Source organism: Pseudomonas fluorescens (assembly GCF_001902145.1).
GTDB lineage: Bacteria > Pseudomonadota > Gammaproteobacteria > Pseudomonadales > Pseudomonadaceae > Aquipseudomonas > Aquipseudomonas fluorescens_BV.
The window spans coordinates 510,938-527,156 of sequence record NZ_MRST01000026.1 but is presented as its reverse complement, the minus strand read 5'-3'; the positions used below and the strand labels follow the sequence as shown (position 1 = coordinate 527,156).

Here is a 16,219-nt window from a genome sequence, read left to right as displayed (position 1 = left end):
TCTGCGTCTCTCTGATTGCAGGATGCCAAAGCCTGACTAGGCTTTGGCATGACTCATACCAATCAGAGGGAAATGCCATGGGTATCATCGGAACCATCTTTATCGGCTTGATCGTCGGCCTGCTGGCGCGCTTCCTCAAGCCTGGCGACGACAGCATGGGCTGGATCATGACCATCCTGCTGGGTATCGCCGGTTCCCTGGCCGCGACCTACGGCGGTCAGGCCCTGGGGATCTACCAGGCAGGCCAGGGTGCAGGCTTCATCGGTGCGCTGGTGGGTGCCGTCGTGTTGCTGGTGATCTACGGCCTGATCAAAAAGAAGTAATCAGCCGACAAAGTCCTCTGCGCTGCGCAGGCGCAGAGGGCTAGAATGCTCGGCACTTGTATTTGCCGAGCCTCTCCATGCGCCGTCTTCTGTTAACGCTTCTTCTGCTGGGCTCTGGCCTGGCGCACGCTGGCGAACTGCCGGAAACCGATTGGCTCGACCTGATGCCGCTGTCGGATCAGAAAGCCCTCGAGGCCATGCCCGAAATAGACCACAACTCCCCCGAAGCTCAAGGCACGTTCACCGAAAAGGGTGGCTTGAAGCAGAGCAAGGGCCTGCCTGCGGTGATGTATTCCACCAAGACCGTAGCGGCCATGAACGGCAAGAGTATCCGCATTGGCGGCTATCCGGTGCCGCTTGAAACGGACGCCAAGGGCCGCAGCACGTTGTTCTTCCTGGTGCCTTACCCGGGCGCCTGCATACACGTGCCGCCACCGCCGCCTAATCAACTGGTGCTGGTGCGCTATCCCAAGGGGTTGAAGCTGGATGACATCTACACGCCGCTGTGGGTCACGGGCACGTTGAAGGTGGAGAAGGTCAATAACGACTTGGCGGATGCCGCGTATGCGCTGGAGGCCGGGAAGGTGCGGGTGGTGAAGGAGTCTGATCTCTAAAGCCCAAAGCATAGCCCCTGTGGGAGCTGGCTTGCCTGCGATAGCAGCGCCTCGGTGTTTCTGACACACCGAGTTGTCTGCATCGCAGGCAAGCCAGCTCCCACATTGGATTGGGTTTACAAGGCCAGGGTCGTGACGCTCACGCCCAAGGTGTGGCTTTCGCCGGGCGCCAGGCTCACCACATCGTCCAGCACGTTGGCCGTCTCGATGCACAACATACCCTGCCAGCCGTCATCGGCCATATCGTCGAAAGCCTTGGCGCGTTCGGTCCAGGGGTTCCAGACCACGGTGGATTTCGAGCCTTCGCTGGTGAGCTGGATACGGCGCTGCCAATCGCTATCGACGATATTCAGCTGTGTCGGCGTATTCAGGTAAATGCGGTCTGTTTCGGCGCTGAAGTGCAGCAGTCCGGCTTGCTGTTTCTCGGCCCACCCATCGGCGGTGTCGATGTAAGCCACGCCATCCAGGCCCTCGACCTGCACCTTGCGCACATCGCTCACGGCGAAGTAGGTGTGCAATGCCTGGCTGAGGGTCACGGTGTCGGCGCCGCGGTTGTGGCTGGTCAGGCGGATGTGCAGTTGGTCGTCCAACAGCAGGCTCAGCGTCAGGTCTACCTGATGGGGCCAGCCTGGAAAGCCGCCAGCCGGCACCGGCAATACCAGGTCCACTCGCAGCGTCTGGCCGTCGAGTTCGGTGTTGGCCAGTTCCCAGCGTGCGGTGCGCACAAAACCGTGGGCGCCGGCAGGCTGATCGCTCTGGCGCATGGCTTTGACGCTTTGCGGGTTGCGGTCGAACACCCCGAACCAGGGCCAGCACACCGGTACGCCGGTACGAATGCCTTTGCCCTGCTTGAACACTGCCTCAGGGTTCGGCCAGATCAGTGGCTGTTCGCCCTCGCGCTGGTAACTGAAGATATGCGCACCCTGTTGGGCCACCATCAGCTCGGTGCCGTTGTGGCGGATGCGCCAGCAGTCCAGCTCGTCGATTTTTACCGTCTCAACGTGGGGCGTAGGCATAACAAAGCTCTCTTAGTGGCAGGCAATGGGGCAATTGACCGTTAAAACCCGGCGAGGTTTAACGCGCCCGTGACGGTACCGAGCGCGTGCGGCCGCTGCCATCGATGGCGACGAACACGAATACGGCTTCGGTCACCTTGCGCCATTCGCTGGACAACGGATCGTCGCTCCACACTTCGACCATCATCTGGATCGAGCTGCGGCCGATTTCCAGGGCCTGGGTATAGAAAGAAAGCTGCGCACCCACGGCCACCGGCACCAGGAACGCCATGCGATCAATGGCCACGGTGGCCACGCGCCCACCGGCGACCTTGCTGGCCATTGCCGTGCCGGCCAGGTCCATCTGCGCGACCAGCCAGCCGCCGAAGATATCGCCAAAACCGTTGGTTTCACGCGGGAGCGCGGTGATTTGCAGGGCGAGATCGCCTTGCGGGATAGGATCTTCTTGTTCGAGTTCGATCATGCCGAGGGTGCCTCTGACCCGTGACGCTTCATGGGTATTTCAAGTGGATAGCCGTCTTCTGGAAAAACGTTTGCGCACCAACATACACCGCTCGATGCGTTTCTCGTAAGGCGAACTAAAGGGAAACTCTGCCAAATCGGCTGGATGGCACCCAACAACGTTTTGGCACAGCAGCCCCTCAAGACAGCGGGTCTGGCGCTTGCACCGGCGAGTATATCGAGACCCTGGCGCCACGACGACCTCCCGACGCTCATTTGGTCGGTAAATAGGCGCTGTATCGGGGCTTTTGCGCGCAACTGTGCTCCTGGCGCTGTGCTTTTTCAGGCGATTTGCTATCTTGCCAAACCCGCCGCAAGTCGGGCGTGCAGTCCTTTACGATGATTACTATAAGAGAAGCCTTGCCATGTCCTCCGTGCCCGCAAGCAGTGCGCAACCCTCGCGCCCGCTGACCCGCAACGACTACAAAACCCTGTCGCTGTCTGCCTTGGGTGGAGCGCTGGAGTTCTACGACTTCATCATCTTTGTGTTTTTCGCCACTGTGGTCGGGAAACTGTTCTTCCCTGTCGACATGCCCGAATGGCTGCGCATGATGCAGACCTTCGGCATCTTCGCCGCCGGCTACCTGGCGCGCCCCTTGGGCGGCATCGTCATGGCGCACTTTGGTGACCTGCTGGGGCGCAAGAAGATGTTCACCCTGAGCATCTTCATGATGGCCGTACCCACCCTGATCATGGGGCTGCTGCCGACCTATGCACAGATCGGCCTGTGGGCACCGCTACTGCTGCTGTTGATGCGCGTGATCCAGGGCGCAGCCATTGGCGGCGAGGTGCCGGGCGCCTGGGTGTTCGTCTCCGAGCACGTCCCGCCGCGCCATATCGGCTATGCCTGCGGCACCCTGACCAGCGGTCTCACCGCCGGTATTCTGCTGGGCTCGTTGGTGGCTACCGCCATCAATAGCGCCTATACGCCTGAACAGGTCTCTGATTACGCCTGGCGGATTCCTTTCCTGCTCGGCGGCGTATTCGGCCTGCTGTCGGTGTATCTGCGTCGCTGGCTGCATGAAACCCCGATCTTCGCCGAGATGCAGCAACGCAAGAGCCTGGCCGCTGAGCTGCCCTTGCGCGCCGTGTTGCGCGATCACCGTGGCGCCATTGTGCTGTCGATGCTGCTGACCTGGCTGCTGTCGGCCGGCGTGGTGGTGGTCATCCTGATGACCCCGACGGTGCTGCAGACCATCTACCACTTCAGCCCTACGGTTGCGCTGCAAGCCAACAGCCTGGCCATCGTGACCCTGAGCCTGGGTTGCATCGCCTCGGGTGCCCTGGCCGACCGTTTTGGTGCCGGCCGTGTGCTGGTTACCGGTTGCGCTCTGCTGCTGGTGACTTCCTGGACGCTGTATCACAGCCTGATGGCCCACCCCGACTGGCTGTTCCCGTTGTATGCCCTGACTGGCCTGTTTGTCGGCACCATCGGCGTAGTGCCCTACGTGATGGTCAAAGCCTTCCCGCCGGTGGTGCGTTTCAGTGGCCTGTCGTTCTCCTACAACGTCGCCTATGCCGTTTTCGGTGGGCTGACGCCATTGGTGGTGTCGCTGCTGATGAAGGAGAGCCCGATGGGGCCGGCTTACTACGTGGCTATCCTCTGTGTGATGGGGATGGCGGTAGGCAGCTACTTGTGGAAACGCGGCCGCTAAAACCAGCCTGATCAATGTGGTGGGGGAGCAAACACCCTCATCACAATGAAAGTGTTCATTCTGTTTTTTACTTTACCTTGCGATAGTGGCCTTTCATCTAATTGTCATATATCAGACATAGAGTGTTCACACGGCCTGCCGATACTTGGCCCCGATCCAATTATCCCTATCTGCTAGGAGCAAGGCATGAAACTGAAACGTTTGATGGCGGCAATGACTTTTGTCGCTGCTGGCGTTGCGACCGCCAACGCGGTGGCCGCTGGTGTCGATCCGGCAATCCCGGCTTACGTCAAGACCACTGGTGTGTCGGGCAACCTGTCCAGCGTCGGCTCCGATACCCTGGCTAACCTGATGACCCTGTGGGCCGAGGGTTACAAAAAGGAATACCCGAACGTCAACATCCAGATTCAAGCTGCCGGCTCTGCCACTGCGCCACCTGCGTTGACTGAAGGCACCTCCAACCTGGGCCCGATGAGCCGCAAGATGAAGGACACGGAACTTGCGGCCTTCGAGCAGAAGTACGGCTACAAGCCAACCGCTATCCCGGTTGCCGTGGATGCCCTGGCGGTATTTGTGCACAAGGACAACCCGATCCAGCACCTGACCATGGAACAGGTCGATGCGATCTTCTCCTCGACGCGTCTGTGCGGCGCCAAGGCTGATGTGAAAACCTGGGGCGACCTGGGCGTGACCGGCGACCTGGCCAACAAGCCAGTGCAACTGTTCGGGCGTAACTCGGTATCCGGCACCTACGGCTACTTCAAGGAAGAAGCCCTGTGCAAAGGCGACTACAAGCCAAACGTGAACGAACAACCGGGCTCGGCCTCGGTCGTGCAGTCGATCAGCTCCTCGCTGAACGGCATCGGTTACTCGGGCATCGGCTACAAGACCGCCAGCGTGAAGACCGTGCCATTGGCCAAGAAAGGCAGCACTGAATTCGTCGAAGACACCGAAGAAAACGCCCTGAACGGCAAGTACCCGCTGTCGCGTTTCCTCTACGTATATGTCAACAAAGCCCCGAACAAGCCACTGGCGCCGCTGGAAGCTGAGTTCGTGAAACTGGTGCTGTCCAAGCAGGGCCAGGAAGTGGTAGTCAAAGACGGCTACATCCCACTACCAGCCAAAGTCGCCGCCAAGGCCCTGGCTGACCTGGGTCTGAAAGAAGGCAACTAAGTAGCTGGGCTGGGTAGAACCGGCCTTCTGTAGGAGCGAGCTTGCTCGCGAAAGGCGATAGGGCACCGCGTTTATTCAGAAACGGCGCGTTATCGTTGACGATCTTCGCGAGCAAGCTCGCTCCTACAGAAACTCCTAATTTTTTATCCGCTGCCAGCCCTGCTTCGCGGCGGATTTGTTGCGTCACTGCACTGTCATCTTTCTGTCATACAGGATCGCTAGGGTGTGCGCATGAATGATCTGGCCAATTCCACCATGACGACGACTTCCCCTCCCAAGCGCATTGATTTCAATACGCCTGAGCTGCAACGCAAGCGCCGAATCCGCGCGCTCAAGGATCGCTTCACCCGTTGGTATGTGCTGGTCGGCGGCCTCGCCGTGCTGGCTGCTATTACCCTGATCTTCTTCTTCCTCGCCTACGTGGTCGCGCCGTTGTTCCAGGGCGCCTCGTTGACCAAGGAAGACGCGTTGACGCCCGCCTGGATGCAGGACGCCGGCAAGCCGTTGATGATCTCCCTCGAAGAACAGAACCAGGTCGCCATGCGGGTTTCCGACAAGGGCCAGGCGCTGTTCTTTGCCGTGGACACCGGTGCCGAGCTCAAGCGTGTCGACCTGCCGATTCCGGCCGGTACCAGCGTTGCTTCCATGGGTGAAGATCAGCCGGGCAGCCCGCTGGTGATCCTCGGCTTGTCCAATGGCCAGTCTTTGGTGTTCCGCCACACCTATAAGGTGTCGTACCCGGACGGCAAGAAAACCATCACCCCAGCTATCGAGTACCCCTACGGCGAAACGCCGATCGTGCTGGATGACGCCGGTCGCCCGCTGGAACACGTTGCGCTCAACGCCACCGACACCTCCCTGGTGGTGGCAGGTTCCGCCGGTTCGCACTTGAACGTGCTGACCCTGAGCCGTGAAGAAAACATGATGACCGGTGAAGTCACCAGCGAGCAGAAGCGTGTCGAGCTGCCGCAGATGACCGAGCCGGTGAAGGCGATCTTCATCGACCCACGCCAGCAGTGGCTGTATGTGATCAACGGCCGTGCCCTGGCCGATGTGTTCAGCCTGCGAGACAAGAGCCTCAACGGGCGCTACAAGCTGCTGGAAGACGCCGACACGGAAATCACCGCCAGCACCCAGTTGGTCGGCGGCATCTCGCTGATCCTGGGTAACTCCAAAGGCGGCCTGGCCCAATGGTTCATGGCCCGCGACCCCGATGGCGAACAGCGCCTGAAGCAGATCCGCACCTTCCAGATGGGCACCGCGCCCATCGTCGAAATCAGCGCTGAAGAGCGCCGCAAAGGCTTCACCGCCCTGGATGCTGCTGGCCAGTTCGGCGTGTTCCACAGCACTGCCCACCGCACCTTGCTGGTGGACCCGGTGGTTGACGGCCAGGGCGTGTTCGGCATGTCGCCACGGGCCAACCGTGTGATCGTCGAGGCGGGCGGCAAGCTGCAACCGCTGTTGCTCGACAACCCGCACCCGGAAGTGTCGTGGAGCGCGTTGTGGAGCAAGGTCTGGTACGAAAACTACGACGAACCTAAGTATGTCTGGCAGTCCACGGCCGCCAACACCGATTTCGAACCCAAGATGAGCCTGGCCCCGCTGACCTTCGGTACCTTGAAGGCCGCGTTCTACGCCATGTTGCTGGCGGCGCCACTGGCGGTTGCTGCAGCGATCTACACCGCTTACTTCATGGCGCCGAGCCTGCGCCGCAAGGTAAAGCCGGTGATCGAGCTGATGGAAGCCATGCCGACGGTGATCCTCGGATTCTTCGCCGGCCTGTTCCTGGCGCCGTATGTGGAAGGGCACCTGCCGGGCATTTTCAGCCTGTTAATGCTGTTGCCGATTGGCATCCTGGTCGCCGGCTTTGTCTTCAGCCGCTTGCCTGAGTCGATCCGCCTGCGCGTTCCCGATGGTTGGGAAAGCGCGATCCTGATTCCGGTGATCCTATTCGTGGGCTGGCTCTCGCTGTACATGAGCCCGTACCTGGAAACCTGGTTCTTCGGCGGTGACATGCGCATGTGGATCTCCCACGATCTGGGCATTACCTACGACCAGCGCAACGCGTTGGTGGTCGGTCTGGCCATGGGTTTCGCGGTGATCCCGAACATCTACTCCATCGCCGAAGACGCCGTGTTCAGCGTGCCACGCGGCCTGACCCTGGGCTCCCTGGCATTGGGCGCCACGCCGTGGCAGACCATGACCCGCGTGGTCATCCTCACCGCCAGCCCGGGCATCTTCTCGGCGCTGATGATCGGCATGGGCCGCGCCGTGGGCGAGACCATGATCGTACTGATGGCCACCGGTAACACCCCGGTGATGGAGATGAACCTGTTCGAGGGCCTGCGCACCCTGGCGGCCAACGTTGCGGTGGAGATGCCCGAGTCGGAAGTGGGCGGCAGTCATTACCGCGTGCTGTTCCTCTCGGCGCTGGTGCTGCTGTTGTTCACCTTCATCATGAACACCCTCGCCGAGCTGATTCGTCAGCGTCTGCGCAAGAAATACTCGTCGCTTTAAGAAAGGTAGAAGTCTGTGAAACAGAACTCCCTGAATGGATGGTTCAAGAGCGGCGCCCCCGGCGTCTGGATCAGCGGTGGCGCGGTGTCCATCGCGGTCATCATGACCATTGGTTTGCTGGCTGTGATTGCGGTGCGGGGCCTGGGCCATTTCTGGCCGGCCGACCTGATCCAGGCCAACTACAACGTGCCAGGCCAGGCCAACCATATCGTGATCGGCGAAGTGGTGCAGAAAGAAGAAGTGCCGCGTGAGCGCCTGAAAAGTGCGGGCCTGCCGGTGCCGGACCAAGGCCCGGAATTCATGACCCGTGAGCTGATCAAGGTCGGCAACCGCGACCTGAACGGCAACGACTTCACCTGGATCGTCGGTGAGTGGCTGAAGGACCAGACCAAGCCTGCGAACCTGATGGCCATCGAGCGTCGTGAGTGGGGCAACTTCTACGGCACCCTGGTCAACGTCAAGCAGGACGGCAAGGTGATTGCCGAAGGCGAGGCCGCGTGGCCGGAGCTGCAAGCCCGCGTGGACCGCGTGAACAAGCTGGCCGCTCAGCTCAAGAGCCTGGAAAAAACCGATATCGGCGCGATCAACGCAGGGCTGGAGCGCATCCGCCTGCACAGTCGCAAACTGGAACTGGAAGGCAAGCTCGACGCCGCCGCCCAGGCCGACATGGACGCCGACCGCGCCGAGCTGAACGCCCGCTACCAGGACATCGAAGCGCGCCTGGCCGACCTGCATGCACAGTTCAACCGCGACGCCCTGACGGCGCGTGACGGCAACGGCAAGGAAGTGGAAATCGGCATCGGCAAAGTGGTGCACGCCTACCAGCCGAACGCCATGGGCACGATGACCAAGATCGGTTTCTACTTCAGCAAGGTCTGGGAATTCCTCAGCGATGACCCGCGGGAAGCCAACACCGAAGGCGGGATCTTCCCGGCCATCTTCGGCACCGTGATGATGACCCTGATCATGGCAATGATCGTGACCCCGTTTGGCGTACTGGCCGCGGTGTACCTGCGTGAGTACGCCAAGCAGAACACTTTGACCCGCATCATCCGCATCGCCGTGAACAACCTGGCCGGCGTACCGGCCATCGTCTACGGCGTGTTCGGCCTGGGCTTCTTCGTGTATGTATTGGGGGGCTCGGTCGACCGTCTGTTCTTCGCTGAAGCGCTGCCTGCGCCGACCTTCGGTACCCCGGGCTTGCTCTGGGCCTCGCTGACCCTGGCGCTGCTGGCGGTGCCGGTGGTGATCGTGGCCACCGAAGAAGGCCTGGCGCGGATTCCTCGCACCGTGCGCGAAGGCTCCCTGGCATTGGGCGCGACCAAGGCGGAAACGCTGTGGAAGATCGTGCTGCCGATGGCCAGCCCGGCGATGATGACCGGCATGATCCTCGCCGTGGCGCGTGCCGCCGGTGAGGTGGCACCGCTGATGCTGGTGGGTGTGGTGAAGCTGGCGCCGTCGCTGCCACTGGATGGCAACTACCCGTACCTGCACCTGGACCAGAAGATCATGCACCTGGGCTTCCATATTTATGACGTCGGCTTCCAGAGCCCGAACGTCGAAGCCGCACGGCCGCTGGTGTACGCCACCGCGTTGCTGCTGGTACTGGTGATTGCCACGCTCAACCTGTCGGCGGTGTGGATTCGTAACCACCTGCGCGAGAAGTACAAGGCGTTGGACAGCTAATTGAAGTGAACGCGGATTACATGTGGGAGCGGGCTTGCTCGCGAATGCGGTGTGTCATTCAACACACCTGGCGACTGATACGACGCATTCGCGAGCAAGCCCGCTCCCACACAATGAATTGGTAGCACAGGGAGCATCCCATGCAACACGAAACCCAATCCCACGGCATCAACATGTCTGCCCTGGGTCGCGACAAGCAAAGCCTGAGCCTGGCCCAGGAAACCGTGGCCATCGAAGTCCCTGGTCTGAGCCTGTACTACGGCGACAAGCAGGCGCTGTTCGACGTCAGCATGAACATCCCCAAGCAACGCGTGACCGCCTTCATCGGCCCGTCGGGCTGCGGCAAGTCCACGTTGCTGCGTACCTTCAACCGCATGAATGACCTGGTGGACGGTTGCCGTGTAGAAGGTGCAATCAACCTCTACGGCACCAATATCTATCGCAAGGGCGAAGACGTGGCCGAGTTGCGTCGTCGCGTGGGCATGGTGTTCCAGAAGCCCAACCCATTCCCCAAGACCATCTACGAAAACGTGGTCTACGGCCTGCGTATCCAGGGCATCAACAAGAAGCGCATTCTCGACGAAGCGGTTGAGTGGGCGCTCAAGGGCGCGGCATTGTGGGACGAGGTCAAGGACCGCCTGCACGAATCGGCACTCGGCTTGTCCGGCGGCCAGCAGCAGCGCCTGGTGATCGCCCGTACCATCGCCGTAGAGCCGGAAGTGTTGCTGCTCGACGAACCGTGCTCGGCCCTCGACCCGATCTCCACCTTGAAAGTCGAAGAGCTGATCTACGAGCTCAAGTCCAAGTTCACCATCGTCATCGTGACCCACAACATGCAACAGGCGGCGCGGGTTTCCGACTACACCGCCTTCATGTACATGGGCAAGCTGGTGGAGTTCGGCGACACCGACACCCTGTTCACCAATCCGGCGAAGAAGCAGACCGAAGACTACATCACCGGTCGCTACGGCTAGGAAGCTGTGGTTCTGATTGCACTGACGCTGCGGTTCTCCGCACCTTACCGGACGCTCCAAGGACGCCAACATGATTAGCAAAGAAGGCCTTACCCACCACATCTCCGCGCAGTTCAACGCCGAGCTTGAGGAAGTGCGCAGCCACCTCCTGGCGATGGGCGGGCTGGTGGAGAAGCAAGTCAATGATGCGGTCACCGCGCTGATCGAGGCCGACTCGGGCCTGGCTCAACAGGTGCGTGAGATTGATGAGCAGATCAACCAGATGGAACGCAATATCGACGAAGAGTGCCTGCGCATTCTTGCCCGCCGCCAGCCAGCGGCCTCGGACCTGCGTTTGATCATCAGCATTTCCAAGTCGGTGATCGACCTGGAGCGCATCGGCGACGAAGCCACCAAGATTGCCCGCCGCGCCATCCAGCTGTGCGAAGAGGGTGAGGCCCCCCGTGGCTACGTGGAAGTGCGCCATATCGGCGATCAGGTGCGCAACATGGTGCGCGATGCTCTCGACGCCTTCGCCCGCTTTGACGCCGAACTGGCGTTGTCGGTGGCGCAGTACGACAAGATCATCGACCGCGAATACAAGACTGCGCTACGCGAGTTGGCCACCTACATGATGGAAGACCCGCGCTCGATCTCGCGGGTCTTGAACATTATCTGGGTGCTGCGTTCCCTAGAGCGTATCGGCGACCACGCGCGCAATATCTCGGAATTGGTGATTTATCTGGTGCGCGGCACCGACGTGCGGCACATGGGCCTCAAGCGCATGAAGGCCGAAGTTGAAGGCACTGCTGATCTAATCCCTAATGTTCCGGGCGAATCTGACGATAAGTAAGGTTGCCCGAGAAATTAACGCCCGGCCTCTGGCCGGGCGTTTTCGTTTGCGGCATCTGAATTTTTTGCACAGCAGGCGCCATAAAGTCCTTCTGTGACCCGCGAGTTTTGGCAAAATGCCATCAGTCAGGCGTTTTGCAGACGTTTTTATAGGATGAAGGGTCGATGAGTAAAGTCAGTGTGTTGGTGGTGGATGACGCCTCGTTTATTCGCGACCTGGTGAAGAAGTGCCTGCGCAATTACTTCCCCGGGATCAAGATCGAAGATGCGGTGAACGGCAAAAAGGCGCAATCCATCCTCATGCGCGAAACCTTCGACCTGGTGCTGTGTGACTGGGAAATGCCGGAAATGTCCGGCATTGAGCTGTTGACCTGGTGCCGCGAGCAAGCGCACCTGAAGGCCATGCCGTTCGTCATGGTGACCAGCCGTGGCGACAAGGAAAACGTGGTGCAGGCGATTCAGGCGGGGGTTTCCGGCTACGTCAGCAAGCCGTTCACCAACGAGCAGTTGCTCAACAAGGTCAAGCAGGCCCTGCACAAGATCGGTCGCCTCGATGCGCTGATTGCCAGCGCGCCGACCAAGATGAACTCAGCCTTTGGCAACGACTCCCTGAGCGCGCTGACCGGCGGCAAACCCGAAGCGGTCAAGCCGGCCCCGGTGGCGGCGCCCAGCAAAGGCCTGCTCAACACCCCGCCAATCAAGGCCCCCGCAGCAGCGGCGCCGGCTGGCAGTCGCGGTCAGGGCCAGTTGCGCCTTTCCAGCGGCACCCAGCAATGCGTGATCAAGGCCCTGAGCATCAAGGAAGCGTTGCTGGTGGTAAAGCGTGGCGAGGTCCTGCCACAAGTCCTGGAAAGCGCCGTGCTCGACCTTGAACAGGGCGACAACGCCGAAGTCGCACGGCTCAACGGCTACCTGCACGCCATCGTTGCCTACGAGCCCAAGCCCGACAGCGACTGGTTGCAACTGACCTTCCGCTTTATCGACCAGGATGCGCAGAAGCTGGACTACATTTCCCGCCTGATCGCCCGTGGCACGGCGCAGAAGCATTTCGTGCCGGGTGCTTAAGCACAGCGACACCTGCCCCTGTAGGAGCGAGCTTGCTCGCGAAAAACGTTAACGATAACGCGTGCTTCCTGAATAAACGCGGCGCCTGTGCGTTTTTCGCGAGCAAGCTCGCTCCTACAGGAGGCGCCCGGTTCTACAGTCAGTCCAGCAGCAGCACCTTGGCCAATACGATCTTCGGCCCTTTCATCTTCTTGATGATGATTCGCAAGCCTTCAACTTCCAGCACTTCTTCTTCTTCCGGCACGCGTTTGAGCGTGTCGTAGATCAGGCCGGCCAGGGTTTCGGCTTCGATGTGGTCCAGGTCGACGCCCAGCAGGCGTTCCACCTTGAACAACGGCGTGTCACCACGCACCAGCAGTTTGCCGGGCTGGTAGGCGAGGATGCCGCGCTCGGCCTTGCGGTGTTCGTCCTGGATATCACCCACCAGCACTTCCAGCACGTCTTCCATGGTCAAGTAGCCGATGATCTTGCCGTCGGCTTCTTCCACCAGGGCGAAGTGCGCGCCGCCTTTGCGGAACTGTTCCAGCAGTTGCGACAGCGGCATATGCCGCGATACGCGTTCCAGCGGGCGGGTCAATTCGGCCAGGTTGAACGATTCGGGGATATGGTCCAGGGCCGCCAGTTCCAGCAGCAAATCCTTGATGTGCAGCAAGCCGACAAACTCGTTGCGAACCGCGTCATACACCGGGTAGCGGCTGAATTTATGGCGACGGAACAGCGCGAGGATTTCCTTGAGCGGGGCGTTGAAGTCCAGGGTCACCAGGTCTTCCCGGGAGTTGGCCCAGTCCACCACTTCCAGCTCGCCCATTTCCACGGCGGAGGCGAGTACGCGCATGCCTTGGTCGCTGGGGTCCTGGCCACGGCTGGAGTGCAGGATCAGCTTGAGTTCTTCGCGGCTGTAATGGTGCTCATGGTGCGGGCCAGGCTCGCCTTGGCCAGCGATGCGCAGAATGGCGTTGGCACTGGCGTTGAGCAGGTAGATGGCCGGGTACATTGCCCAGTAGAACAGGTACAGCGGCACTGCCGTCCATAGCGACAGCAGCTCGGGTTTGCGAATCGCCCAGGATTTGGGGGCCAGCTCACCGACCACGATGTGCAGGTAGGAAATCACGAAGAAGGCGGCAAAGAACGACACGCCCTTGATCACCTCCGGCGACTGCACGCCGATCGCGCCCAGCATTGGCTCGAGGATGTGCGCAAAGGCCGGCTCACCGACCCAGCCCAGGCCCAGGGATGCCAGGGTAATACCCAGCTGGCAGGCCGACAGGTAGGCGTCGAGCTGACTGTGCACGGTGCGCAGGATCTGCCCGCGCCAGCCGTTCTTATGGGCGATGGCCTCGACGCGGGTGGCGCGCAGTTTGACCATGGCAAATTCCGCCGCAACGAAGAAACCGTTGAGCAGTACCAGGATCAGTGCAAAAAGAATCATGCCGAAATCGGCGAAGAGTGTAGCGAGGGTAATGCCAGGGGAAGGGTCCATGATGGGGTTTTGCAGGTTCCGTGTGTTCAATAAGGGGTGACAGGTGGGCCTGAAAGGCAGGCACAAGTCGGCCAATGTAGCGGCTGACGGGGCGCTTGCCTAGTGCCCGCTGCCGGGCGGGGCTGCAATGCTTGCTTTGAAGCAACACAAATCCAGTGTGGGAGCGGGCTTGCTCGCGAATGCGGTGGGTCAGTCAGTTTATTCATTCACTGATACACCGCATTCGCGAGCAAGCCCGCTCCCACATTTAGCCCTGTTGTGTTTCGAGATTATTTATCTTCTTCGAGTGCCCGCGAACGCGTCACCTGCGCCGGCGGAAAATGGCAGGTAAAGGTACTGCCATGCCCCAACACGCTGCTGATTTCCAGGCGGGCCCGATGGCGCAGCAGCACATGCTTGACGATGGCCAGGCCCAGCCCGGTGCCGCCGGTGTTGGAGTTGCGGCTGGAGTCGACACGGTAGAAGCGCTCGGTCAGGCGCGGCAGGTGCTTGGCGTCGATACCGATACCCGAGTCCTGCACACTCAGGTGCGCGCCGTGCTCGTCGGCCCACCAGCGAATGCGGATATTGCCCTTGTCCTGGGTGTACTTCACCGCGTTGAACACCAGGTTGGAGAAGGCGCTGCGTAGTTCGCCCTCGCTGCCCTTGAGCAATACGGTTGGGTCAGCCTCCAGCGTGATCTGCTGCCCGCGTTCGCCCGAGAGGGCCTGGGCGTCGTTCTTGATCGTCTGCAACAGGCTCTGCACGGCCACGGGATGGTTGTCCGAGGGGTAGTCCGTGGCTTCGAGCTTGGCCAGCAACAGCAGGTCGTTGAGCAAGGTCTGCATGCGCGAGCCTTGCACCTGCATCTGCTGCAGGGCGCGGCTCCAGCGTGGGTTGATCTCGTCGACATTGTCCAGCAACGTCTCCAGGTAGCCGCAGATCACCGTCAACGGCGTGCGCAGCTCGTGGGAAACGTTGGCGACGAAGTCCTTGCGCATCTGTTCCAGTTGATGGATGCGTGTCACGTCGCGCACCAGCATCAAGTGCTCGTTGTTGCCGTAGCGGGTCAGGTACAGCTGGATGCGCACGCGGTCGTTGGTGGGCGAGGGGATTTCCAGGGCTTCTTCGTAGTTGTCCTGCTCGAAGTATTCCTTGAAGCGCGGGTGGCGCACCAGGTTGGTCACCGGCTGGCCGCTGTCCTGAGGCGTCTTGAGGCCCAGCAGGGTCTCGGCGGCACGGTTCCACCATTCCAGGTTGCCGTCGCTGTCGAGCATGATCACCGCGTCCTTGAGCGCGGCGGTGGACTCCTGCACCCGGTCGATCACCGCTTGCAGGCGCCCGCGTACCCGTTGGTCGCGGCGCTGCAGGTGGTAGATGCTGTCGAACACCTCGCCCCACAGGCCATAGCCATCGGGGGGTGCTTCATCGGGTTTGTGCTGGCGCAGCCATTCATGCAGGCGCAGCAACTGCTTGAGGGTCCAGCCCAGGTACAACGCGATGCCGGCGGCCAGGCTCCAGCCGTAGTAGCCGCTGACCAGCCCCACCAACAGGCAGCCGGTGACCAGCAAGAGCATGTGGCGGATCAGGGTGCCATGCCAGTTTTGGTTCAAGGTGCGTCCTTCGGAGCAGTTTCAAGTTTCAAGCTGCAAGCTCCAAGCTTAAGCAGTCCCGCTTTAACTTGCGGCTTGCGGCTGATTGCTCAACCTTTGGTTGAAAACCGATAGCCGGTGCCGCGCACGGTTTGTACCAGATTCTCGTACGCATCGCCCAAGGCTTTGCGCAGGCGGCGGATATGCACGTCCACAGTGCGCTCTTCCACATAGACGTTGCCCCCCCATACCTGGTCGAGCAGTTGGCCGCGGGTGTAGGCGCGCTCCTGGTGAGTCATGAAGAATTGCAGCAAGCGGTATTCGGTCGGCCCCATCTCCGCAGGCTTGCCGTCGATGGTCACGCGATGGCTGATCGGGTCCAGGATCAAGCCGTCGACTTCGATAGGCGCTTCGCCATCGGTCGGGCCGGCGCGGCGCAGCACGGCTTTGAGGCGCGCCACCAGTTCCCGTGGGGAAAACGGCTTGGTGATGTAGTCATCGGCGCCGACTTCCAGGCCCTGGATCTTGTTGTCCTCTTCGCCCTTGGCGGTGAGCATGATGATCGGGATATCCCCGGTCAGCTCGTCACGCTTGAGACGGCGGGCCAATTCGATGCCCGAGGTGCCGGGCAGCATCCAGTCGAGCAGGATCAGGTCCGGCTTGCGGTCGACGATAATGGCGTGGGCCTGCTGGGAGTTCTCCGCCTCCAGGCAGTCATAGCCGGCCATTTCCAACGCGACGGCGATCATTTCGCGAATGGGCGCTTCGTCGTCAACGATCAGAATGCTCCTGCCAACCATGCTCAATCCTCTT

General features: G+C 60.9%; 14 protein-coding genes. 9 read left to right on the top strand and 5 right to left on the bottom strand.

Annotated features, from left to right (window positions below; all coding sequences use genetic code 11):
• Nucleotides 1–77: 77 nt before the first annotated feature.
• Complete coding sequence (locus BUE92_RS21945) at nucleotides 78–323, top strand: GlsB/YeaQ/YmgE family stress response membrane protein (RefSeq protein WP_073526241.1); 246 nt, start codon at nucleotides 78–80, stop codon at nucleotides 321–323.
• Between the two features lie 77 nt (nucleotides 324–400).
• Nucleotides 401–937 (top strand): DUF3299 domain-containing protein, encoded by a 537-nt coding sequence (locus tag BUE92_RS21940; protein WP_073526240.1) that lies wholly within the window; start codon nucleotides 401–403, stop codon nucleotides 935–937.
• A 116-nt stretch (nucleotides 938–1,053) separates the two neighbouring features.
• On the opposite strand, the gene BUE92_RS21930 is transcribed toward BUE92_RS21940, so the two are convergent.
• Both BUE92_RS21930 and BUE92_RS21925 read right to left on the bottom strand, forming a co-directional pair.
• Nucleotides 1,054–1,953, bottom strand: coding sequence for a D-hexose-6-phosphate mutarotase (locus BUE92_RS21930; RefSeq protein WP_073526239.1), 900 nt, complete (start codon nucleotides 1,951–1,953; stop codon nucleotides 1,054–1,056).
• A gap of 58 nt (nucleotides 1,954–2,011) precedes the next feature.
• The gene (locus BUE92_RS21925; protein WP_003176975.1) at nucleotides 2,012–2,416 is read right to left on the bottom strand and encodes an acyl-CoA thioesterase; all 405 of its coding nucleotides are present in this window, start codon (nucleotides 2,414–2,416) and stop codon (nucleotides 2,012–2,014) included.
• Nucleotides 2,417–2,819: 403 nt separating this feature from the next.
• On the opposite strand from BUE92_RS21925, the gene BUE92_RS21920 reads away from it, so the two are divergent.
• From BUE92_RS21920 to BUE92_RS21890, 7 genes are all read left to right on the top strand, one after another.
• Nucleotides 2,820–4,109, top strand: coding sequence for an MFS transporter (locus BUE92_RS21920; protein ID WP_073526238.1), 1,290 nt, complete (start codon nucleotides 2,820–2,822; stop codon nucleotides 4,107–4,109).
• Between the two features lie 186 nt (nucleotides 4,110–4,295).
• Nucleotides 4,296–5,282: a phosphate ABC transporter substrate-binding protein PstS gene (locus tag BUE92_RS21915; protein WP_073526237.1), complete on the top strand. Its 987-nt coding sequence runs from the start codon at nucleotides 4,296–4,298 to the stop codon at nucleotides 5,280–5,282.
• A gap of 483 nt (nucleotides 5,283–5,765) precedes the next feature.
• The gene (locus BUE92_RS21910) at nucleotides 5,766–7,799 is read left to right on the top strand and encodes an ABC transporter permease subunit (protein ID WP_178380742.1); all 2,034 of its coding nucleotides are present in this window, start codon (nucleotides 5,766–5,768) and stop codon (nucleotides 7,797–7,799) included.
• Nucleotides 7,800–7,814: 15 nt separating this feature from the next.
• Nucleotides 7,815–9,485 (top strand): phosphate ABC transporter permease PstA, encoded by a 1,671-nt coding sequence (gene pstA / locus BUE92_RS21905; RefSeq protein ID WP_073526232.1) that lies wholly within the window; start codon nucleotides 7,815–7,817, stop codon nucleotides 9,483–9,485.
• 140 nt (nucleotides 9,486–9,625) lie between these two features.
• Nucleotides 9,626–10,459: a phosphate ABC transporter ATP-binding protein PstB gene (gene pstB, locus BUE92_RS21900; protein WP_003195626.1), complete on the top strand. Its 834-nt coding sequence runs from the start codon at nucleotides 9,626–9,628 to the stop codon at nucleotides 10,457–10,459.
• Nucleotides 10,460–10,529: 70 nt separating this feature from the next.
• On the top strand, nucleotides 10,530–11,291 hold the full coding sequence (phoU, locus tag BUE92_RS21895) for a phosphate signaling complex protein PhoU (protein WP_034129125.1): 762 nt from the start codon (nucleotides 10,530–10,532) through the stop codon (nucleotides 11,289–11,291).
• 164 nt (nucleotides 11,292–11,455) lie between these two features.
• The gene (locus BUE92_RS21890; RefSeq protein ID WP_073526229.1) at nucleotides 11,456–12,355 is read left to right on the top strand and encodes a response regulator; all 900 of its coding nucleotides are present in this window, start codon (nucleotides 11,456–11,458) and stop codon (nucleotides 12,353–12,355) included.
• 139 nt (nucleotides 12,356–12,494) lie between these two features.
• Here the strand turns inward: BUE92_RS21890 and BUE92_RS21880 are convergent, their stop codons facing one another.
• The 3 genes from BUE92_RS21880 to phoB form a co-directional block, all read right to left on the bottom strand.
• Nucleotides 12,495–13,835 (bottom strand): hemolysin family protein, encoded by a 1,341-nt coding sequence (locus tag BUE92_RS21880; protein ID WP_005792528.1) that lies wholly within the window; start codon nucleotides 13,833–13,835, stop codon nucleotides 12,495–12,497.
• 269 nt (nucleotides 13,836–14,104) lie between these two features.
• Nucleotides 14,105–15,391, bottom strand: a complete 1,287-nt coding sequence (gene phoR, locus BUE92_RS21875; RefSeq protein WP_256673996.1) for a phosphate regulon sensor histidine kinase PhoR — start codon at nucleotides 15,389–15,391, stop codon at nucleotides 14,105–14,107.
• Nucleotides 15,392–15,516: 125 nt separating this feature from the next.
• The gene (gene phoB / locus BUE92_RS21870) at nucleotides 15,517–16,206 is read right to left on the bottom strand and encodes a phosphate regulon transcriptional regulator PhoB (protein ID WP_003195617.1); all 690 of its coding nucleotides are present in this window, start codon (nucleotides 16,204–16,206) and stop codon (nucleotides 15,517–15,519) included.
• Nucleotides 16,207–16,219 lie beyond the last annotated feature (13 nt).

Coding starts and splice junctions, on each gene's coding strand:
- BUE92_RS21945 (WP_073526241.1), top strand. CDS start 78: ATGGGTATCATCGGAACCATCTTTATCGGCTTGATCGTCGGCCTGCTG.
- BUE92_RS21940 (WP_073526240.1), top strand. CDS start 401: ATGCGCCGTCTTCTGTTAACGCTTCTTCTGCTGGGCTCTGGCCTGGCG.
- BUE92_RS21930 (WP_073526239.1), bottom strand. CDS start 1,953: ATGCCTACGCCCCACGTTGAGACGGTAAAAATCGACGAGCTGGACTGC.
- BUE92_RS21925 (WP_003176975.1), bottom strand. CDS start 2,416: ATGATCGAACTCGAACAAGAAGATCCTATCCCGCAAGGCGATCTCGCC.
- BUE92_RS21920 (WP_073526238.1), top strand. CDS start 2,820: ATGTCCTCCGTGCCCGCAAGCAGTGCGCAACCCTCGCGCCCGCTGACC.
- BUE92_RS21915 (WP_073526237.1), top strand. CDS start 4,296: ATGAAACTGAAACGTTTGATGGCGGCAATGACTTTTGTCGCTGCTGGC.
- BUE92_RS21910 (WP_178380742.1), top strand. CDS start 5,766: ATGCAGGACGCCGGCAAGCCGTTGATGATCTCCCTCGAAGAACAGAAC.
- pstB (WP_003195626.1), top strand. CDS start 9,626: ATGCAACACGAAACCCAATCCCACGGCATCAACATGTCTGCCCTGGGT.
- phoU (WP_034129125.1), top strand. CDS start 10,530: ATGATTAGCAAAGAAGGCCTTACCCACCACATCTCCGCGCAGTTCAAC.
- BUE92_RS21890 (WP_073526229.1), top strand. CDS start 11,456: ATGAGTAAAGTCAGTGTGTTGGTGGTGGATGACGCCTCGTTTATTCGC.
- BUE92_RS21880 (WP_005792528.1), bottom strand. CDS start 13,835: ATGGACCCTTCCCCTGGCATTACCCTCGCTACACTCTTCGCCGATTTC.
- phoR (WP_256673996.1), bottom strand. CDS start 15,391: ATGCTCTTGCTGGTCACCGGCTGCCTGTTGGTGGGGCTGGTCAGCGGC.
- phoB (WP_003195617.1), bottom strand. CDS start 16,206: ATGGTTGGCAGGAGCATTCTGATCGTTGACGACGAAGCGCCCATTCGC.